Below are 21,203 nucleotides of genomic sequence, written 5' to 3'. Positions count from 1 at the left end.
GGTCGATTTTCCTTTATTTTTCATGATTTCGATTTGTAGTTGACGGGGATACCCGCTCTCGCGGGTAAGGATACTTTCATTCCACTCTTTGAATTCGGATTTTCTGGGTCGTTAGTTTTGAATATTTATCCCGATGGCTGTTTTTGTGGTCTTCGCTGATAAAATATCCCGGAATTGGTTTTCCCGGATTTTTCTCCTGTAACGATTTTTAATCTTTTTCAGTACCGAATCGTTTTTTTAAATAGCGGCCCATACTTTTATGGGGAAGCCCGGGGTAGAAAAATAGCACAATCGAGCTTATCAGTCCGATGGGGGGCCAAAAAAATTTGGAGAATGAACCTTTCGAAGCAGGCGAAGGTGAACCGCTCGAAGCCGGGGAAGACACAAAGAGCCTGCAGGAACAGGTAGAGGAACAAAAAGCAAAACCTGTTTTGTTCGGGACCTTTGAGGGTGTCTTTGTTCCTAACCTGCTTACCATCCTCGGGGTGATCATGTACCTGCGGGAAGGCTGGGTCGTGGGAAATGCGGGGCTGCTCGGGGCCTGGCTGATCATCCTTCTCTCTTTTGCCATCACAACCTGTACAGGGCTTTCTCTCTCCTCGATCACCACAAATATCCGCATAGGGGCCGGAGGAGCTTTTTCCATCATTTCCCAGTCTCTTGGGCTTGAAGTTGGGGGCAGTATAGGGATCCCTCTCTACCTTTCCCAGGCGCTGGCGGTTTCCATGTACATTTTCGGGATCAGGGCTGGATGGAGATGGTTTTTTCCCGAACATCCTGCCCTTTATATTGACCTTGCAGCCTTTATCCTGCTCTTCGTTATCGCCTACATCAGTGCCAGGCTCGCGTTCCGGATCCAGTACTTTATCCTTGTCGTGATTGTGGCTTCGTTGGTTTCAGTTTTCTGGACCGGGTTTGGGGATTCGATGCAGGGGTCTGTGCAGTTATGGGGGAGTTTTCCGGGCTCACCTGAAACCGGATTTGTGGGGATAGGGTTCTGGGAGGTTTTTGCGGTTTACTTCCCTGCCGCAACCGGGATCATGGCAGGAGCCAACATGTCTGGAGAACTCAAAACCCCCCGGAAAAGCATTCCTCTAGGCACCCTGAGTGTCATAGGTATCAGCCTCTGCATCTACCTGGCTCTGGCTTACTGGTTTGCCCTTTCTGCAACTCCTGAGGAACTGGTAAGCAACTATACCATTATATTTGAAAAAGCGGCTTTCGGACCCATTGTGGTTGCAGGATTGCTTGGGGCTACTTTTTCTTCGGCCCTAAACTCCATTGTGGGAGCTCCGAGAATTCTGCAGGCCCTGGGAGAACATGGGATTTTGCCGAAAAGCGAGTGGTTTTCCCAAAAAACCGACAGAGGAGAACCCAGAAATGCCATTCTGTTTACAGGGACGATTGTACTCGGAGCTATTATGCTTCGGAACCTTAATTCTGTAGCGCCTCTGATTACCATGTTTTTCCTGATCACATATTCCATGATTAATGTGGTAGTCTTTATCGAGCAGAACCTGAAACTGGTGAGTTTCAGGCCCCTTTTTAAAATCCCTCTCTCCGTGTCCTTTCTGGGAGCGGCAGGCAGTCTTTTTGCAATGTTCATCATTAACCCGGGTTTTAGCCTTCTGGCAGTGGTTGTGGTTCTTCTGATCCACAACTATCTCCTCCGCAAGCACCTGAAAGCTCCTTTCGGGGATGTTCGAAGCGGGCTTTTTGTGACAGTTGCCGAGTGGGCGGCAAAGAAAACAAACTCTCTTACTTCTTCCAGCGAGCGGACCTGGAAAGCTAATCTCCTGGTACCTGTGGAAGATCCACGGGAGCTCATGGGAACTTTTGATTTCCTCAGAGATATCACCTACCCCAAAGGTTCGGTCAAACTCCTAGGCCTGGCAGGCAACACAGATAAAGAAAACCTTCTCTCTCAGCTGCCTTCAATAAGTGAAGGCTTCCAGGAAGAAGGGGTTTTTTCTTCCTGGACCATTATTGACACTGCAGAATTCGAAGAAAACCTGGTCGTAGGCATGGAAGCACTTACAGGTTCTTTTTTCCGGCCCAGTATTCTCTTTTTACGCCTCCCCGAAAACAGGGACAGAGACGAGGAAATCCGGGAAATCATAAGGAAAGCTTCCATGTACAGGATGGGAGTGCTTCTTTTCTCAAAGCATCCTCAAGCTGGGCTCGGAAGACAAAATTTAATTAATCTCTGGATTGAGAATAGGGGTCTTGATTGGGATATCAGCATGGAGCTCGGAAATATGGACCTCGCCCTGCTTATAGCATATAAGCTCAAGAGCAACTGGAAAGCTTCCCTTAGCTTTATGACCTTTGCTCCCACTGCTATCCAGGCCCAGGCCGCCGAAAATTTCCTGCAGTCCCTGGCTGAACTGGCCCGGATCCCAAACGTAAAGATGCAGGTATTACGTGAAAATCCTATAAAAAGCTCGAAACTCCCTTTCGCATCCCTGCACATCTTCAGCCTCGACCCAAATCCGGATCTGGACCTGGCCAGACACCTGATGGAAAAAGCTGGTTCTTCATGCATTTTTGCCTTGGATTCCGGGGAGGAAAACGCCCTTGCCTGAAAAAGGCTTTCGAGTATTCTTTTTCAAGGATTCTTTTGCCATTCTTCGGTTTTTTTTGTCAGAAATACAGGCTACAGGCACCCTCGAATATTTCGGGGAGGAAATTTCCGGATAATAGGAAAACTATGACCCCTGCCCCAGTCTAAAGACACTTTTGATGAGCAGAAACTGCCATTAGAGGAAATGAAACTTATAAAGGCTTTTTATTCTCAAAAGATTTTATCCTCTCTGGAATGCTTTTTTCAGCCTGAAGGGCCCGAAAGAAGTTCTTTTCGGTAAATTATTTTGTGTTTCCTTTCATTTATTACGATTATAACAGTCGAATATCCCTCTTTTAGTTCAACTTCTTCTGGCGGGGGAAGTTTCATCTGGTTTGCTACTTCCAGGACAACAGACGGGTCTGGGCTTATTTCATACTCGATACCGTTATACTGGAGATAAACCCCAGGTCCTTCCCCCTAAATTAACTGGGTCTTCTCCTTCATGTTCTATTTTAAGGTTCTTCGAATCGATTATCTGGATGTCCAGTTGCGTAAAAGTCCCTGATTTCAGAACTCTTTCCGTACTTCCTCCAGGGAGCATGGTTCCTCCATGAGAGCGAGGAGTCCCGTGCACATCATCGAGAGGGCGACGCTACAATTCGATTTACGGCTTTTTCGTCGCATGTGAATTTATTTATGGGCCTGCGCAAGGCTTTGCCTGAGGTCTCATTTCTGAATTCACTTAAGAATTCTGAATCCGAAATGGCTTCACCCCCATTGTAGAAGCATTTTGAATTCTTAATATTAATTTATTAATATTGTTATGCATTTTTCTATATAAAAAAGTTTCAAAACCTTCTTAGTTTTCAATAGATTTTTAATAAGTTATTATAATTCTGTGATTATTTACCTATCAGAAAATAAAACCAGGTAAGAACTTCCGTTAAGAAATAGTAAATGAGATCTCCCAATATCACTGCCAGAACGAAACTTGCTGTTATAGGGATCATGAATGGAAGTCCTGGAGTTACCCAGACAGTGCCGTCAAGGAGCCCGTGCTCTTCGTGTGCTTCAAGTCTGGAGATCATATTCTGGTTTACATTAATTCCTCTGCCTGCAAAAAAAGGATTTAATTTCCCGTTATTCAGCTCAAAACGTTCAGTTAGCCGGATATGCCTTCCTTTCTCCAGAAGTCTTCGCATATCCCTAATGTTTATCCTGTATGCAAAAAGCATATAAAACGGCTTTTTGAGCATATCAGGAGTAAAATGAAGAATGTTATAACAGAAAATCCCCAAAGGAATGATGGCTGTAAGAAGAACGGAATTTTCAAGAACCGTAAGTGAAAAGAGCCCTACTGGGGGAAATCCGAGCAGAGGAAAAGTGTAGCCGTAGAAATCCAGGACAGGGTAAACAGGGACAAGAGTTCCGATTACTATCAGGGCCTTTGCATCTGCGCCTCCGAAAACCCTTAGCCTGAAAAGCAAATAGGCCAGAAAAAAACTGGAAAAAAAAGAAAAAACTAACTGGAGCATAAATAAAATTCCCCCCTCCACAATTTCATATATTAAGAAACCTGAGAGGGAAAAAAGCATAAGCTTCCATATACGATTTGGAACCCTGCGGGTTTCCAGATCCAGGTAAGAAGAGTAAAGGAGAAAAGGCAGACAGGCTGCCAACTTCAAAACTTCGATCATGTGTAATTTTCTGCTCTTTTGCTTTTCTGTTTCTCCGATTACAATCTTTTTTCTTACTGGTTTTTATTATTTTCTGTATTTTCTTCTATTTTCTACATTTTTTCTGCTTTCTGATTTTTTCAGTTTCTACATTTTTTCTGCTTTCTGATTTTTTTTCAGTTTCTACATTTTCTTCCATTTTCTGTATTTTTAGTTCAATTTTTATTCCAGGCTTTTCCTCTCGCTTTTCCGGCTTTCAGAGGCTTTTCCGGCATATAGGGGCTTTTCTGAGATGGATTTTTCAAAGCTTTTCCCATTTTTTGAGCTCCATGATTTCTGAAAGGGTTCCCCCCCTCCGGATTTCATCGAAGATTCTCTTTTCGGTTTTATTGACTTCTTTTGCCCTTCTTGCAAGTTCGTAGGCCTGTTCTTTCGGGACAACTACAACTCCGCTTTCGTCGCCGATTATATAGTCTCCTGCTTTTACAGCCTGGCTTCCACAGGTGATTTCGGCATTGATTTCTCCGAAACCTTTCGGGTCCCCGGCATTGGGGACTGTATTGCTTGTATAAATTGGGAGCCCGAGCGTTTCGACCTCGTCAATGTCCCTTACAGCCCCTTCTATTACCACACCTGCGATTCCCTTATTCAGGCTGCTCAGGGTTGCAAGCCCTCCCCAGCAGGCAATATCCTTACTTTCATTATAAATTACTATTACATCTCCTTCTTTTGCGATATCAATGGCTTCAACCGTTTTTGCCCAGTCTCCAGCAAAACACTGGACCGTAACTGCAGTTCCCACCATTTTTCCTCTTACAAGAGGGTGAATACCTTTCATTGCGCCTTTTCTGTGCATCGCATCCGAGATATTCGAGGTAGAGACTTCCTTAAAGATCTCCCTTATTTCCTGGTCTACGGTTCCCCTGTCCCGGATATCTACAGACTCGGGAGAGTCCACACTTTGCCTTATTTTTTTCGCAGCTTCGGTTACATTGTCAGAGCGGGTTATGTTACCTCCAACTATCACAATCCTGGCCCCGGCTTTGACTGCTTTGGCTGCACCTTCAGCGTCAAGCCCCCCGGCTACTGCAAGCTGTACACTTACTTTTTCTGAAATTTCCATTAAAATGGATATCGGGTCTTTTCCAACCATCTGCTGGTCGATGCCTACATGAACGTTTATATAGTCCACGCCCAGAGCTTCAAGATCCACTGCCCTTTTTATGGGTTCCGGGGCTGATATAAGGTCTGCCATCACCCTGACTCCATATTTGTGGGCTGAACGGAGCGCGTCGAGAATTGTAGAATCGTCCGCACTTCCTAGGATGATAGCTACATCCGCACCGGCTTTTGCAGCCATCTCAACTTCCATGGCTCCGGTATCTACGGTTTTCATGTCGGCAAGAATTGTCCTGTCCGGAAAAGCTTTCCTCATAGTACGGATTGAGTCCATGCCCTCACTTTTGATCAGGGGAGTCCCTATCTCGATCCAGTCCGCACCTCCTGCGACTGCTTCCTTTGCAATCTCAACTGCACGGTCAAGTTCCAGAAGATCAAGTGCAACTTGAATTATGGGAACGATAATATCACCTCTATCGGGAAACCGAGAAATATGAAAAATTGGGTTTTTGCATCGGTTTCCTCCTGGTTTTATTTTTTTCAAATTTTATTATATGTTTTTAATTTTCACTACATTCTTAAATTATCAGTATGACTTTTATTACCTTTTTTGATTCACCTGTTACCCCTGTAACCTGTTACCCCTGTATATTCTTACTGCCCATTTTCAGTATGTGAGTTCTTCATTATCTATATTACTTTTTATTCTGAACTATGTTTCTTTGAATGTTTTTGTTTACATAATTTTATCTCCGCAGCCAGAGCTCTCCACTAAAAATTTGTTACAAATATTTTTTATCGGAAGAGATAATTTAATTGTCGGGGACAAATTATGGAAAAAAGCCTTAAAACAAACGAGGAAGAAAATTTTTCTCAAAAATATATTACTGATGCGGAACGCAGAGAGCTACTGGGTGCTCTACATTGCCGTCTCTTCTGGGTGGGACAGCATATCCCGGATTATGTGGAGTTCGAGGGAGAAAAATACCAGCTTCATGACTATGTCTGGGAGTTAATCCAGAAAGATACCCTTACCGAGACCGAAAAATCCAGAATAGATAAATGCATCAATATTATTTCGGCAAAAGAGCAAGAGGACGAAAAGGAGCTTGAAGAGAAACCTCTTACACACGAGCAGGCAGAATCCCTCTACCATGAGACTGCAGGTCTGCTCCGTGCAATAACGGATCTTAAAGAAATCGAAAGCGGGGCTCTTAAAGAAAGTTCAAAACGCTTTCAGGAGCAATTTGTCGGCCAGAGGGTTAGGGATGCCAAGCTCTGGCTTGAATTCATAAAGAATGTATCTAAGTAAAAAGGAAATGAACAAGGGTAGATAAGGGCTATAACTGCTGAAGTGTTAACTTGGAAAACTTTCGGAGCAAAGATTATATCTCTGGGAATCATTTATGAAAAACGGATGTTATTCAAGAACCGGCACGTCATCTCAATGAAAGATTTTTCGCGGGAAGAAATTGACCATGTTCTGGACACCGCAGAAAAACTTGAACCTGTAGCCAGGGGTGAGGAAAGGTCCAGGCTGCTGGATGGAAAAATCGTTTCTCTTCTTTTTTTTGAACCAAGCACAAGAACAAGGCTGTCTTTTGAGGCTGCTACCCAGAGACTTGGGGGACAGGCGCTGAACCTGGGCTCGGTTGAGGCAAGTTCTGTCATGAAAGGAGAAAACCTTGCCGATACTATCAGGGTAATCAGTAAATATGCTGACCTTATTGTGCTACGCCACCCCCTTGATGGATCGGCACGCATGGCTGCGGAATTTGCAAGCGTCCCTGTGATCAACGGGGGAGACGGCTCTGTCCATCACCCTACCCAGACTTTTCTTGACCTCTACACAATCCGCAGGGAAAGCCATCTTGAAGACCTGAGAATCGCCATGGCAGGAGATCTTAAATATGGGAGAACAGTCCATTCCCTTTGCCATGCCCTGTCCCTTTACGGAGCAGAAATGACTTTTGTTTCGCCTCCGGAACTCCGGATGCCCCCTGAAATTGTCCGGGATCTTAAGAAGCAAAAGATCCGTGTAAAAGAAACCGATTCTCTTGAGGAGATAATAGGAGACGTCGAAGTCCTGTACATGACAAGAGTTCAGAGGGAACGTTTTCCGGATCCGGAAGAATATGAAAAGGTTAAAAACAGGCTGAAGGTTACAGGCGATCTTTTGAAAGCCGCAGACCCTGAACTTAAGGTCCTTCATCCTCTTCCTAGAGTAAATGAGATTGCTCCCGAAGTGGATGCAACTCCTCACGCATGTTATTTCGAGCAGGCTTTCTACGGAGTCCCGATAAGAATGGCCCTGCTTGCTCTGGCAATGGGGGTGATTGAGTGAAAGAAAAAAGGGACCTGAAAATCCAGGCAATTGAGAATGGGACTGTAATTGACCACATAACGGCCGGACAGGCTCTGAATGTCCTGCGTATCCTGAGAATTTCAAGTGCTTTTCGGGCAACTGTCAGCTTTGTTATGAACGCTCCCGGAGCGAGAGGCAAAAAAGATGTCGTTAAGATCGAGGGCAAGGAACTCAGTGTTGAGGAACTTAACCGAATAGCCCTTATCTCTCCCAAAGCCACAATTAATATCATAAGGGATTTTGAAGTGGTTCAGAAAAATAAAGTCGTGCTCCCATCTTATGTGGAAGGCGTTGTCCGCTGTATGAATTCAAACTGCATCTCCAACAGCAGCGAACCCATAAAATCCAAATTTTCAGTCCTTCGGACCGAAGAAGAAGGAGTTTCCCTCCACTGCCTGTACTGCGAGCACGTAATCTCCGAAGAGATTGCGGAAAATTTGCTGTAAAGGTTTTTTTTCCTTCAGGTTTTTCGTGGAAATAAGTACAGCTTCCGAATTTGTTTTTTTCGGGGTCGGAATGAAAAAGAATATGAGATCTGGAGGATAAATCATAAAAGTAGATCTGGATTTGAGGAAATAGTTTATGCTGAAAGATGAAAACAGGACAAACGGGACAGATGCCGAATATATCAGTTATCAGGAGCGGAACAAACTCCTCTGGAGCCTCAGGAGTGAGTTTGCCTGGGCCGGGAAGAAAATTCCCGAATGTGTGGAAATCGATGGAGAGGAGTACAGGCTCCGGGATATTGTCAGGGCTCTTGGAGAAGAGGAATTACCAGGACCTGATGAAGCTGCCGAAATCAGGGCTCTTATCCCAAAATTGAAGGAAAGAGCAAAAGCAGACGAAGAACTGCTTGAAACCGAAGAACTCACACAGACTGAGGCAGAAGCCCTTTATGAAGAGGCGGTCGGACTTTTGCGAGCGGCAATAGAACTGAAAGATAAACTTGAGGGGAAAGGTGGGGAAAAAAGTGTTGACGAGTTTAAGCGGATGCTCAATACCCAGAAGATAGTGGACGAAAAGCGCTTTCAGGAGCTGATTAAAAGTCTAAAATGATGAATTTGTTTTCTACATTTTCTTATGTGTTTCTAACTTTGGGAAGTCACAATTTCAGGACACCTCTTTTTTCCTCTTCCTTTTTATTTAGTCTCGTTTTTGAGAATAGTGACAAGCTTTTCCGGTTCTTCGGTGAAGAATTGAAGATTCAGGTTTGAATTCGTAGTAATTTTAAGGGTCTGCTGATAAGGCGCTAAGATTTCGACATTGTAATATAGCACAAGGAAAAATGCTACTCCCGCAAGACGCACCAGAAATAGACTGAGTACAATATAGTCTGGAAATGATCTTTCCAAATTCCGTAAAGCTTTAATTATCCCCTCCCCAAGGTAGAATGGTAAAAAAATAACATAAAATAAGCGGATCAACCAGCGCAGGGAATGATTTTCGTTCCTTGTTACCGAAATTTGCCTGATATCCTCTTTTTCGACAACAACTGGCTTACGTAGAGGTCTCTTGATTGTGATTTTTCCGGACATTACTTCGACGGTATTGAGGCGATTAAGAAAGAATATGAGAGGTATAAGGAAAATAACAAAGCCTGAAAATATAATTAAAAAAGAATCTTCAGGAATATAGGCCCATACAAGCAAAGAGGTTATAAAAGAGATTATTGATACGAAAACAGTAATTATTAGAGCCCAGAAGTCAAAGAGGCTAACCTGCACCTTAGGAATTCTACTTTCGGGCGTGTCCATGGGAGAGGGGTTCAATTGAATACTTCCATTTTCCATTTTAAAGAACGGGTAGTTGCCTTCCTGCCACCCTTTTTGGAGGGATTTTTTGCATTCGGGCACCAGCCCATCAATTTTCTGAAGTATTTCACAAAAATCATTTCATGCGCCTTCACAAATGCCTTTCAATAGATGATTTAAGCTCTGCAGCTGAGGCTTCGTCCGTGATTACTTTTTTGGTTTTGATGTATAGTTTCGTATTCAGATTCCAAAGTTTAGAAGCTTTGTAAGCTCTTCCGGTTTTTCGGTATATATCCAAAGTTTCAGGTTTGAGTATGTGGTCATTTTAAGAATCTGCTGATAAGGCGCTCGTATCTCAAAGTAATAAAAAAACACAAGAAGATATGTCACTGTCAAGGACTGTGAAAGAAATAAGCTGAGTTTTGCGGAGGCTGAGGCTGCTGCTTCCAGTTGCAAATCCCTTACAATCCTTTCTACGGTGCGAAGCAGTATAATAGGAAGGGTAACAAGAAAAACTAAGCGCATTGGCCAGCGCAGGGAACGGTTTTCGTTCCTTGTCACCGATATTTGTATGATATCCTTCTTTTCAATCACAACTGGCTTACGTATAAGCCTTTTGACTATGATTTTTTCAGGCATTACCGTAACAGTACTGGGATGATGGAAAAGTAATAGCACTATGAGGGGTAAATACAGAATAATCTCTGAAAGGATAATTAAAAAAGAGCTTTCGGGACTATATGTCCATAGAAGTAAGGAGATTATTAATGCAAAGAGAATGATTATTACAGCCCACCATTCTGGAAAAAGGTTTACATGCACCTTAAAAATTCTATTTCCCTGAAGGTCTGCGGGAGACGAACCCAACTCAACAATCCCATTTTCGAATTTAAAATCAGGGTAGTTGTTTTCCTGCTTTCTTTTCCCAAGGGAATTTTTCATCGGGCACCAGCCCATCATTTTTCGGATAGATTCGATAAAAGCCATTTCATATACCCTCATATTGCCTTGCGATAAGCGATTTGGTCTCTTCAGCTAAGGTTTCTCTGTGATTATGGAATGATAAGGGTCCCTCAACAACAGGGGCTGGTTTCAATATCAGCTGCGTATTCAGATTCCGATGTAGGTTTTTTCCTTTATCTCTTACTCCTCTTCTTTTTTGAGAATTCCTGTGAGTTTTTCAGGATCATCGGTAAAGAAACTTAGTTCCAGGTTTGAACGTGTAGTAACTTTAAGAATCCGCTGATAGGGCGCCATGAGTTCGAAGTTATAAAACATCACAAGGAACATTACTAATACTGTAAGATTCAACAGAAATAGGCTGAGATCAATGTATTCCGGAAATGACCTCTCCATTTCCTGCAAAGTTGGCATTATCTCTTTTACAAAGTAAAGTGGTATAAAAACAACGTAAATTGAGCGGACCAGCCAGCGCAGGTAATGATTTTCTGTCCTTGTTACCGATATTTGCATGACGTCTTCTTTTTCGATCACAAGTGGTTTACGCATAGGTTTCTTGATTATGATTTTTCCGGATGTTACTTCAGCAATATTGGGTCTGTTAAGAAATAATATGAGAGGTATAAGGAACATAATAAGACCTGAAAATATGATCAAAAAGGAGTCTTCAGGAATATATATCCATAGAAGCAGGGAGATTATCAATGTGAAAATAGCAATTATTACAGTCCACCTGTCAAAGAGACTATATCGCACCTTAAGGATTTTGTTTCTCCTCAGGTCTACAGGAGAGGGGTCCAATTGAATACTTCCATTTTCCATTTTAAAGAACGGGTAGTTGCCTTCCTGCCACCCCTTCCCGAGGGAATTTTTCATCGGGCACCAGCCCATCATTTTTCGGATAGATTCAATAAAAGCCATTTCATATACCCTCGCAGTGCCTTTCTATGGACGATTTCAGCTCTTCAGCCGAGGCTTCATCCGTGACTAAGGAATAGTAAGGAGTCCATTCATACCACTTTTTGTGTCTGGTCTTGATGTACAGCTGCGTATTCAGGTCCCGGAACTGAGTTCTTTGTTTCCGCTCTGCAAAAAGTAGGAGGGGGAGAAGGGAGATCAGTAGTATGGGTACATTCCAGTCTCCTTTTCCTACAGCTATGTAGGCCACGAACCCGCAAATAGCAATGCCCCCAATTCCCAGGAGAATAGATGCTTTCTTTGAACGTTTTTCAAGCCTGTGTAATATTATGCTTTCAATTTCTTCGTAAGGAATTTCAAATTTCTTCAGTCTGAAAGCCTGCAGATGTACCCCTAATTTATTTACAAGAACTGCTGTGTCGAAGGTTTTGAGAATTAGGAAGTAAAAAGAAATGTTAAACAAAAAGATACCTGTCAGGAAGAAGAGAATTTCCTCCGGATACTTAAGGGAAAGGAGCAGCCTGAAACTTATCATGAAATATATCAGGAACAGAGTTGTGTTTGCAGGAAAAAGTACATTTGAAGTTCGGAACTCGAGGAGATTTCCTATTTTTTCGGAAACTGGGGTCGTATTTGCAAAGGAACAGAATTGTCTTCTTCCCGATGCCATTTTTCCGCAAACTGGGCACCATCCCATCAGTTTTTTTATATGCTCAAATGAAGCAGCTTTGGCAGGCATTTATTTTCTCTCCCGAATGATATACGAATTTTTCCACTTTCCATACCCTTTATCGAAATAGATCGTTTTGTGATTCTTTTTCTCCCAATATAGTATCTGAAGATAGCCAAGCCACATGAAGGCGAGTCCGCCTGCAAAGAAAGAAAGGGTTCCTTTCATGAGAAAATTTCTTTCCAGATCTCCTGCAAAAATCCAATAAAAAAGTGTGGCATAGAAAATCAGAGTTATTATTCGAAAAAGTCTTTTATACAGAATTTTCTTGTTGGAATCATCAAGAACGAGTTTTTGTGCGAGAGTATCGTACCTTTGCATCTGCTTCTTCCAGCTAAAAATGAAAAAAGTTAAGGAGAGGAAAAATCCGGCGAGTAAAGTCACTATGTTTACGCCCAATTGGGTCATTACCAGAAGATATGTAAGTGTAAGAAAAGAATCAACTAAGAGAATTTTGCTACTCGATTTCCGGAACCAGCTTAAATTTTCCGAGTTTCCGGTATCTCCACCTCTGGTCGGGATATTCGCATCAAAATATTCGGGATGAAGGGAATGTTGAGTTTCATGTGATCTGGCATTCGGACACCAGCCTATCAGCTTCTTGATATTTTCAAAAGCAACATTTTTGGCAGGCATTTATTTTCTCTCCCGAATAATGTATGAGTTCTTCCATGTCCCATAGCTTTTGTCGAAATAAATCGTTTTGTGGTTCTTTTTCTCCCAATATATTAGCTGGAAATAGAAAGGCCATATTCCGACCACGAGACCTCCCACAAATGAAAACACCGCTTGCAGATCAAGTCCCTGTTTTTCGATATAATAATTATATATCAAAATGAAAAGTACAGCTGCAAGTATGTAATACAATTTTTTATCTGAATAGTCGATTACCGGATGTTTTACGAGAGCGTCATATCTCTGCATTTGTTTCTTCCAGTCAAATATAACGAAAAATAGGGCAATGAAAAATCCGGAAAGTAAAAGGATTAGATTTGCACTCAGAGTTAGATTTATACCCAACTGATTGATTACCAGAAAATATGCAAGTGAAAGAAAAGTGTTAATCAGGAGAGTATAAGTATTTGTTTTCCGGAGCCATCCGGGATTTTTCAGACCTTCATTTTCTCCACTTGCTCTATCTGGGAGCTCAGAAGCAAAATTTTCAAGGTTAGAATGCTGTCTGGCTTCATGTGCTCTGGCATTCGGACACCAACCCATCAACTTCTTGATCTGGTCAAAAACAAAGATCTTAGCGGGCATTTATTCTCTCTCCAGAATTATGTAGGATTTCTTCCATCCGTAGCCTTTGTCAATATAAATCACTTTACGGTTCTTCCTCTCCCAGTAAAGTATCTGAAGATATTCAAGCCACATACTGACCAAGAAACCTCCAATGAATGAAATCATTGCTTGAACGGCAAGTTCCCCAGCATTAGCATCAAGGTAAGACATTATGTAAGACATTACAAAATAAACTGCAAATATGGTCGCGAATAGACTCATTTTTCTTTTATTTGAACACTCAGTAACTGGTTTTTTTATCAATTCGTCATATTTTTGCATTTGTTTCTTCCAGAAAAATATGCTGAGAAATAGAGAACTGAAAGATCCGGCAAGTAAAAAGATCGGGCTTATGCCTATTTGATGAAATACCATGAGATAAATGAGAGTAAAAAAAGTATAAATGAGAAGGGGTCGCGTACTTGCTTTCCGGAACCATCCCAAATTTTTCGGATCTCTATTTTCTTTCCCTGCTCTTTCATGAATATCAGAATTAAAATTCTCAAAGCTAACATTTCGTCTGGCTTCAGATGCTCTGACATTCGGGCACCAACCTATCAATTTTTTAATGTATTCGGTATTCAGGTTCACAGTTTCTCCTCCTTTTCTTCAGAGGCATACATTTTTTGGAACCCCTTTTCACTTTTTATATAAATTTTCATTTGTTTTTTCTTTTCCCAGTAAATTAGCTGAAAATAACTTCCCCACATCAGTATCCAAGCTCCTGCAATAAAAGAATACATTGACTGAGCGTTAAGAAAATGGAGCATATGAGATAGATGAGACAGTAAAACCATGAACAAAATTAAGCCCAAAATTATGACTGAGAGAACCCAGATGAATGTTTTTTTAAAGGAAGGAGCAACAGCAGGTTTTTTTGCCAGGGTATCGTACTTATTCATCTGCTTTTTCCAGCCGAGCAAATAGGTAAGTAAAGAAAGTGAAAGGCCTAGAAGGAAAGCCTCTAAGTTTATACCCTTTTGGGATAGCAAATTTATGAGGTAAAAAGTAAAGAATAGTGTTGGCAGAAGAATTCTAACGTCAAACCTGGAGAAGAGCCTGGAAAATCGGTTCGGAACCCCCTGATTCCTGGCTTTTTCTCCTCCGGATTGAGCATATGCTTCAAAATTGGCAGGGCTAATCCGGGATCCCACTTCAGCAGTTTTTACATTTGGGCACCATCCCATCAGCTTTTTTATGGATCTGGGTTCCAGGTTCACATTTCTCCCCCCTTTTCTCCAAGGACATACAGTTTGTGCTGTCCCTTCTCTCTTTTCATATACATTTTTACATGGTTTTTCCTCTCCCAGTAAATTAGCTGGAAATAGAAGCCCCACATCAGAATCATAGTTCCTGAAAAGAAAGAATACAGTACCTGATCGTTAAAAAGATAAGCTGCATGAGACGAGATATAAGGTAAGAAAGCTATGAGTAAACCCAAACTTAAAAATGGGAATAAGAAAACGTAGAAGAATATTTTTCTGAAAAAAGGAGAAATAACAGGTTTTTCTTTCGCGGCGTCGTATTGATGCATCTGCTTTTTCCAGCCGAGCAAATAGGTAAGTAAAGAAAGTGAAAGACCTAGAAGGAAAGCCTCTAAGTTTATACCTTTTTGAAATATGTTTATATAAATAGGAGTAAAGAACATTGGTAGCAGGAGGAGTTGGGTATAAAGCCTGGAATGGGAGCCCAGAACCTCCGGACTTCTTGCTTTTTCTTCTCCCGATCGACCATATGCTTCAAAATCAGCAGAGCTGATTCGGGGTCCGGTTTCAAGTTTTTTTGCATTAGGGCACCATCCCATAAACTTCTTGATCTGGTCACAAACAAGGATCTTAACGGGCATTTATTCTCCCTCCCTCACGATATACGACTTTTTCCCCATTCCATAACCTTTGTCGAAGTAAATCGTTACGTGATTAATTTTCTCCCAATATATTATTTGGAAATAGCCAAGCCAAATTCCAACCATTAAACCCGTACCAAATGAAATCATTGCTTGCGGGGAATGTTCGCGACCAACAATGATACTAAGGAAAAATAGCACAAAATAAAGCGCATACGGGATCGTCAGTATAATACTTTTTTTCTTGTCCAAATGTTCAATAATTGATTGCTTTACCAGGGCATCGTATTTTTCCATTTGAATTTTCCAGTAAAATGCGACATGAACGAGGGCAGTGAAAAATCCGGCAAGTAAAAAGATCGGGTTTATGCCTGTTTGATTAAGTACCAGAAAACACACGGATGTAAAAAAAATGCCATATAGAAGAATTCGAGTACTTGCTTTCCGTAGCCGTCCCGGATTTTTCATATCTCCGCCTTCTCCTCCTGCTCCAGCTGGTGTATCTAAGTCAAAACGCTCAAGATCAACGTACTTCCTGGTTTCATGTGCTCTGGCATTCGGGCACCATCCCATCAGTTTTTTTATGTATCTGGATTCCCGGCTTATGGTTCTCCCCCCTTTTCTCCAAGGACATACAGTTTGTGCTGTCCCTTCTCTCTCTTCACATACATTTTTACATGGTTTTTCCTCTCCCAGTAAATTAGCTGGAAATAGAAGCCCCACATCAGAATCATAGTTCCTGAAAAGAAAGAGTACAGTATCTGGTCGTTAAAAAGATAAGCTGCATGAGACGAGATATAAGGCAAGAAAGCTATGAGCAAAGTTAAACCTAAAAATGGGAGTAAGAAAACACAGAAGAATGTTTTTCTGAAGGAAGGGGAAATAACAGTTTTTTCTTTTGCAGCGTCGTATTGATGCATCTGCTTTTTCCAACCGAGCAAATAGATCGGTAAAGAAAGTAAAAGGCCAAGAAGGAAAGCTTCTGTGTTTATACCTTTTTGAAATAGGTTTATATAAACAGGAGCAAAGAACATTGGTAGCAGAAGGAGTTGGGTATAAAGCCTGGAATGCGGGCCTGAAACCTCCGGACTTCTTGATTTTTCTTCTCTCGATCGACCATATGCTTCAAAATTAGAAGAGCTAATTCGGGGTCCGGTTTCAAGTTTTTTTGCATTAGGGCACCATCCCATGATTTTTTTGATATATTTCAGGGTCATGGTCGTTACTCCGCTTCCGCATTTACGATACAGATCTCTGACATTTTACGGTCATATACAAGCACTATTTTTCCATTCCTCTTTTCCCAGTATACATCCGTAAGGTAATACAGAAAAGCTGTCAAACAAATGCCGGCTATGCCAGATGAAAATACCGTGTTGGGTGAACCTAAGTAAAAAAGAAACACCATGGGAGAGAAATCAAACTTAAAGTAGTACAACAAAGCTATCAAACAAAAAGCAGAGATTAAAAACAAAACGAATCCCCAATTAAATTGTGAAAATAAGAGATACAGTATTACCAATGCTATTATTATATTTATTAACTTTATTATTTTCTCTTTTGACGATACAGTTATAATTTTTCTTTGTCTGCTTGAGTTCTTTATGTCATCCAGATAACTCCAGGTCCGGATACAGAGGCTCAGGTTAAAAATAATTCCTAAAATTACCCCGGACATGAAACGTTCATCCACGGGGCTAACTCCCTGGAATCCGATCAAATATATGGAAAAGAGAGTAAACACGGAGGAATCTATTAATGACCTGTTATGACGTTTGTTCCACCAGCCGGGAGATGGAACCGGAGAATTCCCGGCATCTTTTCCCCTGGATTGGTTATCAGCTTCCAGATATTCAGGGCAGACGGAACGCCTAGTTTCAAATGCTTTAGCATTAGGACACCATCCCATCAGTTTTTTGATATATTCCAGGGTCATGGTCATCGTTCCGCATCCTTATTTATAACGTAGATCTCTGGTGCGTAATACCCTTCCAGAAGCACAATTTTTTTGTTTTTCTTTTCCCAGTATGTATCCGTAAGGTAATACAGGAAAGCTGTCAAACAAAAACCGGAAGCACAAGTCAAACTGAACGTTAAAACGAATTCCCCTCCACGTGATGAAGATTCTATAAGCAGTGTTGTAAGGCCCAGTATTCCAGCTATAGTCATCAATTTATTTTTTGTCCGGACTTTTTTGTTTGAGTTTTTTATTTTATCCAGGAAACGCCAGTTCCAGATGCAAAGAAGCGGATTTAAAATAATTCCGATTATTAACCCCAGTATAAAAGCTTCATTTTTGAGAGATTCTCCCTGGAATGTAATCCAATATAAGGAAAAGATAGTAAACACGGAGGAAGCTATCAATGATCTATTATGACGTTTGTTCCACCAGCCAGATGGTAAAATGGGATTATTTCCGGCATCTTTTCCCCTGGATTGGTTATCAGCTTCCAGATATTCAGGGCAGATGGAATGCCTGGTTTCAAGTGCTTTAGCATTAGGACACCATCCCATCAGTTTCCTGATACTTTTTATGAATACATCCATCGTTTACCCTTCCTTCAATTTCACCTGTCTTAAGTCAGGCCTGTTCCACCAGTTCTTTCAATTTCCCAAACAATTCATCTGCAATCTTTGTGGGGTCGTCCGTACTCTGAAGTTTAAGCTGCATTTCTTCTGCAAAGTCCCAGAGGAGTTCGATACATTCCCTATACCTCTCGCAGGACCCACATTCTCCTTCATGTTCGTACCAGACCTGCATCCCGTGTTTTGCCGAGACAAAGATTATTGCGTTGGCTTTGAAAGGAATTGATCTTCCAAAGAGGATTCCTTTCTTTGAGTCTAGTTTCTCCACTTCTATCCTGTTTGCCCCGGCCATCTCAAGCAGAGTCTCTTCTATACGTTTATCCATACTGAGGAGGGCTCGCGAGACTGCCTGCCTGGAGACCCCGAAATGCTTTGCAATATTGATGTTCGGGAGTCCGTTTCGGCGTAGAACCCAGAATTCAAACTGTTTTTCACCTGCCGGAAGGAACATAAGTAAACATGTGAATGTTGACTATATATAGTTTTCGATCTCCTTAATTTTTTTGAGTTGCTCTGCTGAAAATCTTTGTCTGATGGGAAATCTTGGATTTTTGTTTGGAATAGTTAGATGATCTGGCCATAAAGAATATATGGAACAAGGTTAGAATTTGTTTACAAATATGAATATTTATTGAATAGTATATAATTTCCAATTAGTTCATATGCTAATATAAGTTGGAAGCTGAGGATGAGTTGAGTATCTATGCTAGAAGAGGATTGTTCAGATAAAAATTTGGAAATTCTATTTCTTTCGGAAGATTCTCGAAAACTGGTACAGACTCTTTCTAATACAAATTCTCTAAAAATCCTGAAGCTTCTGGAAACTAAGGATATGTCAGCAGGTGAGCTTGCGGAAAAACTCAGTTTGGGCTTAAGCACTCTCAAATACAATCTTGATTCCCTTTTAGATGCAGGTATGATAAGAGTTTCAGAGGTTAAATGGAGCCAGAGGGGAAGAAAAATAAAGATTTACGAGCCGGTTGAAAAAATAATAGTTCTTGTGCCGGGCTGCAGGAATAGCTGTAAGGAAGAAATCCTTGGCATATTCTTAAAAAATACGCAAGGAAACTTCTGCATCGACGGAGACTAATATTTTTTAGAATTTGTTGAAAACCCTAATTTGACAGATTCTGCTAATTAATACAGTATTTTCTTACACAAAACATGTTGCATTGACACACTACATTTTAGTAAATTAAAAAATGTCCAAAAATCATAAGATGCAAGACAAAACTTTGAATTGTATTAAGAAAACAGAAGCATGAAGCCCATTTCAACATTATAAAATGTGTGCTTCTGTCAAATTTAGGTAAAAACTGACACTATTTTCTCAGACTGCAGAAGTGACTGGATGTGGTGGGTCTCAATTTGTTCAAAATATGTTGTTTTGATAAAATCTGAGTTTTTGAGATTAACTTCCTTTTATATTATTAGCAAATGAAATAAAAGTGTTTTGTCCTGAAATAATTTCGCTTTGAAACTTTTTTCCTCTTGTCCATGTTTTCACCACCCAAACAATCTCACTCCTATTCTGAACTTTGCCTCAACTGGTAATCTATTCCAGAATGCTTCCTGTGGCGATTCTAACTGTTCAAGTTTCAAAGCTCCATGTGGCCTCTTGTTATACCACTGTACGAATTCTTCAAATGATTCAAACTCTCCTCTAAACCTTTGATATGTATCGAACCATTTCTCTATTTTTCCGTTTGTCTGAGGATGTCTTACCCTTGCAAGTATTGGTTTGATTCCAAGTTCTTCAATGCATCTTTTAAAGTCACTATCCCATGAACCATCCTTATTAATCCTGTGAGCCCCGAATTCACTTCCATGATCCATAATGAGCTCTCTTAAAGGGTATATGTCCCAGTACTCTTTGACAAGTTCATCAATCACTTTAATGGTGTTCTCCGTGTTGCAATGAACGTACTCTCCACCTGCAATTATCATTCTTGATGAATCATCAAGAATGGCACAGACTTGAAGTCCTAACAGGGGATTCTCATGCCAATCGATGTGTGCAGCAGACATGCTGTGTTCGCGTTCGTATCTACACCATTTTCTTCTCTGTTTCTTTTTTCGGTTTTCCTTGGCAAGGTCCATGCTAAGTAGGTAGTTATGGATTCTGTTATGAGATATCTTACGATTATATTTGCCTTCGATGAGAATCTCAAGGTAACAGGCTCCAAACTTATAATCAGAGTAAGTTTGGTCAATCAATTCCTGATCAGAGGAGGATAAGGGGTTCTTTGGTCTTCCAAGATTAATGCCAACTTGAGGAAGCTGACCAGTTTCAACGTATTCTTTGTAGATCTGCTGAACTCGACGGGCTGAGATCCCCTGGATCTCAGCTATCGTCGAGGTAGATTCACCTTTCGATTTTTGAGCAATGATCCAACGTATCTTTTTTCCATTAAGTTTCACAAAAGATAAGGGATTACAACCGACATATTTAGCGCGAAATAATTTCGGGATAAAACACAAATGAAATAAAAGTAAAAACATGAGTATAAAGAGGTTGACTAGTGACTAAAGGATCAAACTCTACCGTTATCTTGATAGTTGTAATACTTATTGTGCCGTCAGTACTTTTTTATTCCTATTTCATGGGCCAGCTCTTATGGGGCATTATAGCTGCGGGAATGATTATTCTGATTGCAGGCATGCTACTTTTTTTCCGATTATCGCAGATCCTTTGAGCTCATCCTATTACAGGGAAAATGAGAAATCCGAATCTTTTGGCGTTGAATCTACATGCCTTGGAGATTCCAGAGTTTATGAAAGGCCATTTTTCTTTATCGGTGTGCCTTTAATTATGGTTGCGTTTGGAGGTTTGTTTTCTAAGTACGAGAGTACATTTTCCATAGCATATGAGAGTGGAACAACATTGGTTCTATATCATGGACTCTGTATTGTTTCAAAAGACGACAAACTTAGCATTAGGGGTAAATGGTACAGGGGAAAAAAGCTCGGAATACAGGGAGATATCGTTGTTGCGGACAGAGTTGAAAACCTGAGTTCCGGAATTGTATTTGCAAGACAGTGATAACCATGTCGCTAAATCAGGTCTTATTCAATTCATATACTTAATTTACATATTTAATTCATGTTTAATTTATGTCTAATTCATGTTCGAGCCCCGTTCATAGGAAGGATGTTTGCAAAGTAAACATCCAGACGTGCGTAATACATATTATTTATAAGTTCTACTCCCGAAAGGGTAACTCGGAATTGTTACATAGACAAACTCCTTAACTTCATAAAAACTGTGAATTTCTTTGCTTATTTTGAAAAAAGTATACAAGCAAGTGTTTCCAGCTAAAATTGGAAAACGATTTCCAATAAACGCAAGTCTTTTTTTCGGAATTTTTGTCAAAAATCTATTTATCGATACCAAGCAAAGAGGAA

25 protein-coding genes are annotated in these 21,203 nt (G+C 40.9%); 7 read left to right on the top strand and 18 right to left on the bottom strand.

The window, feature by feature from the left end; translation table 11 throughout:
• Positions 1-326: 326 nt before the first annotated feature.
• A complete protein-coding gene (locus MA_RS23510; protein ID WP_226990705.1) occupies positions 327-2,585 on the top strand; it encodes an amino acid permease in 2,259 nt (752 codons plus the stop codon).
• A gap of 426 nt (positions 2,586-3,011) precedes the next feature.
• On the opposite strand, the gene MA_RS29125 is transcribed toward MA_RS23510, so the two are convergent.
• The 3 genes from MA_RS29125 to hxlA form a co-directional block, all read right to left on the bottom strand.
• Positions 3,012-3,167, bottom strand: a complete 156-nt coding sequence (locus MA_RS29125) for a hypothetical protein (protein WP_226990704.1) — start codon at positions 3,165-3,167, stop codon at positions 3,012-3,014.
• Between the two features lie 301 nt (positions 3,168-3,468).
• Positions 3,469-4,263 (bottom strand): A24 family peptidase C-terminal domain-containing protein, encoded by a 795-nt coding sequence (locus MA_RS23500; protein WP_011024381.1) that lies wholly within the window; start codon positions 4,261-4,263, stop codon positions 3,469-3,471.
• A 280-nt stretch (positions 4,264-4,543) separates the two neighbouring features.
• Positions 4,544-5,815, bottom strand: a complete 1,272-nt coding sequence (gene hxlA, locus MA_RS23495; protein ID WP_394295997.1) for a 3-hexulose-6-phosphate synthase — start codon at positions 5,813-5,815, stop codon at positions 4,544-4,546.
• 378 nt (positions 5,816-6,193) lie between these two features.
• Between hxlA and MA_RS23490 the strand changes: the two genes are divergently transcribed.
• The 4 genes from MA_RS23490 (at position 6,194) to MA_RS23475 (ending at position 8,782) form a co-directional block, all read left to right on the top strand.
• Positions 6,194-6,673 (top strand): DUF5788 family protein, encoded by a 480-nt coding sequence (locus MA_RS23490; protein ID WP_011024379.1) that lies wholly within the window; start codon positions 6,194-6,196, stop codon positions 6,671-6,673.
• Positions 6,674-6,778: 105 nt separating this feature from the next.
• Positions 6,779-7,705, top strand: a complete 927-nt coding sequence (gene pyrB, locus MA_RS23485) for an aspartate carbamoyltransferase (RefSeq protein ID WP_011024378.1) — start codon at positions 6,779-6,781, stop codon at positions 7,703-7,705.
• A complete protein-coding gene (gene pyrI, locus MA_RS23480; protein ID WP_011024377.1) occupies positions 7,702-8,172 on the top strand; it encodes an aspartate carbamoyltransferase regulatory subunit in 471 nt (156 codons plus the stop codon). The genes pyrB and pyrI overlap by 4 nt, the downstream gene beginning before the upstream one ends.
• A 136-nt stretch (positions 8,173-8,308) precedes the next feature.
• Positions 8,309-8,782: a DUF5788 family protein gene (locus tag MA_RS23475; RefSeq protein ID WP_011024376.1), complete on the top strand. Its 474-nt coding sequence runs from the start codon at positions 8,309-8,311 to the stop codon at positions 8,780-8,782.
• Between the two features lie 83 nt (positions 8,783-8,865).
• Here the strand turns inward: MA_RS23475 and MA_RS23470 are convergent, their stop codons facing one another.
• The 14 genes from MA_RS23470 to MA_RS23405 form a co-directional block, all read right to left on the bottom strand.
• On the bottom strand, positions 8,866-9,579 hold the full coding sequence (locus MA_RS23470; protein WP_048066002.1) for a DUF1673 family protein: 714 nt from the start codon (positions 9,577-9,579) through the stop codon (positions 8,866-8,868).
• A 138-nt stretch (positions 9,580-9,717) separates the two neighbouring features.
• Entirely contained in the window at positions 9,718-10,464 is a 747-nt protein-coding gene (locus tag MA_RS23465; protein WP_157860405.1) for a DUF1673 family protein, read from the bottom strand.
• A 156-nt stretch (positions 10,465-10,620) separates the two neighbouring features.
• On the bottom strand, positions 10,621-11,358 hold the full coding sequence (locus MA_RS23460) for a DUF1673 domain-containing protein (RefSeq protein WP_011024373.1): 738 nt from the start codon (positions 11,356-11,358) through the stop codon (positions 10,621-10,623).
• A 1-nt stretch (position 11,359) separates the two neighbouring features.
• Complete coding sequence (locus tag MA_RS23455; protein ID WP_048066001.1) at positions 11,360-12,094, bottom strand: hypothetical protein; 735 nt, start codon at positions 12,092-12,094, stop codon at positions 11,360-11,362.
• Positions 12,095-12,721: a DUF1673 domain-containing protein gene (locus MA_RS23450; RefSeq protein WP_011024370.1), complete on the bottom strand. Its 627-nt coding sequence runs from the start codon at positions 12,719-12,721 to the stop codon at positions 12,095-12,097.
• The gene (locus MA_RS23445; RefSeq protein WP_011024369.1) at positions 12,722-13,345 is read right to left on the bottom strand and encodes a DUF1673 domain-containing protein; all 624 of its coding nucleotides are present in this window, start codon (positions 13,343-13,345) and stop codon (positions 12,722-12,724) included. It lies immediately after the preceding gene.
• The gene (locus tag MA_RS23440; protein ID WP_011024368.1) at positions 13,346-13,957 is read right to left on the bottom strand and encodes a DUF1673 domain-containing protein; all 612 of its coding nucleotides are present in this window, start codon (positions 13,955-13,957) and stop codon (positions 13,346-13,348) included. It lies immediately after the preceding gene.
• Positions 13,954-14,586, bottom strand: coding sequence for a DUF1673 domain-containing protein (locus tag MA_RS23435; protein ID WP_226990703.1), 633 nt, complete (start codon positions 14,584-14,586; stop codon positions 13,954-13,956). The genes MA_RS23440 and MA_RS23435 overlap by 4 nt, the downstream gene beginning before the upstream one ends.
• The gene (locus MA_RS23430) at positions 14,583-15,212 is read right to left on the bottom strand and encodes a DUF1673 domain-containing protein (protein ID WP_011024366.1); all 630 of its coding nucleotides are present in this window, start codon (positions 15,210-15,212) and stop codon (positions 14,583-14,585) included. The genes MA_RS23435 and MA_RS23430 overlap by 4 nt, the downstream gene beginning before the upstream one ends.
• Positions 15,213-15,797, bottom strand: coding sequence for a DUF1673 domain-containing protein (locus tag MA_RS23425; protein ID WP_281085404.1), 585 nt, complete (start codon positions 15,795-15,797; stop codon positions 15,213-15,215).
• 17 nt (positions 15,798-15,814) lie between these two features.
• Positions 15,815-16,429 carry a DUF1673 domain-containing protein gene (locus MA_RS23420; RefSeq protein WP_048066000.1) on the bottom strand — a complete coding sequence of 205 codons (615 nt, stop codon included), beginning with the start codon at positions 16,427-16,429 and terminating at the stop codon, positions 15,815-15,817.
• Positions 16,430-16,434: 5 nt separating this feature from the next.
• Positions 16,435-17,154 (bottom strand): DUF1673 domain-containing protein, encoded by a 720-nt coding sequence (locus MA_RS23415; protein ID WP_011024363.1) that lies wholly within the window; start codon positions 17,152-17,154, stop codon positions 16,435-16,437.
• Positions 17,151-17,759 carry a DUF1673 domain-containing protein gene (locus MA_RS23410; protein WP_011024362.1) on the bottom strand — a complete coding sequence of 203 codons (609 nt, stop codon included), beginning with the start codon at positions 17,757-17,759 and terminating at the stop codon, positions 17,151-17,153. The genes MA_RS23415 and MA_RS23410 overlap by 4 nt, the downstream gene beginning before the upstream one ends.
• Before the next feature lie 34 nt (positions 17,760-17,793).
• Entirely contained in the window at positions 17,794-18,249 is a 456-nt protein-coding gene (locus tag MA_RS23405) for a hypothetical protein (RefSeq protein ID WP_011024361.1), read from the bottom strand.
• Positions 18,250-18,531: 282 nt separating this feature from the next.
• Here MA_RS23405 and MA_RS23400 point away from each other — a divergent pair, with 282 nt between their 5' ends.
• The gene (locus MA_RS23400) at positions 18,532-18,888 is read left to right on the top strand and encodes an ArsR/SmtB family transcription factor (protein ID WP_226990702.1); all 357 of its coding nucleotides are present in this window, start codon (positions 18,532-18,534) and stop codon (positions 18,886-18,888) included.
• A 413-nt stretch (positions 18,889-19,301) separates the two neighbouring features.
• On the opposite strand, the gene MA_RS23395 is transcribed toward MA_RS23400, so the two are convergent.
• Positions 19,302-20,219: an IS481-like element ISMac4 family transposase gene (locus tag MA_RS23395; protein WP_011020628.1), complete on the bottom strand. Its 918-nt coding sequence runs from the start codon at positions 20,217-20,219 to the stop codon at positions 19,302-19,304.
• Between the two features lie 196 nt (positions 20,220-20,415).
• Here MA_RS23395 and MA_RS23390 point away from each other — a divergent pair, with 196 nt between their 5' ends.
• The gene (locus tag MA_RS23390; protein ID WP_157860404.1) at positions 20,416-20,841 is read left to right on the top strand and encodes a hypothetical protein; all 426 of its coding nucleotides are present in this window, start codon (positions 20,416-20,418) and stop codon (positions 20,839-20,841) included.
• Positions 20,842-21,203: the final 362 nt, after the last annotated feature.

Origin of the sequence: Methanosarcina acetivorans C2A (genome assembly GCF_000007345.1) — an archaeon.
Taxonomy (GTDB): Archaea; Halobacteriota; Methanosarcinia; order Methanosarcinales; family Methanosarcinaceae; genus Methanosarcina; species Methanosarcina acetivorans.
Note: the sequence above shows the minus strand (reverse complement) of the source record. Positions and strands in the feature narration are given on the sequence as shown.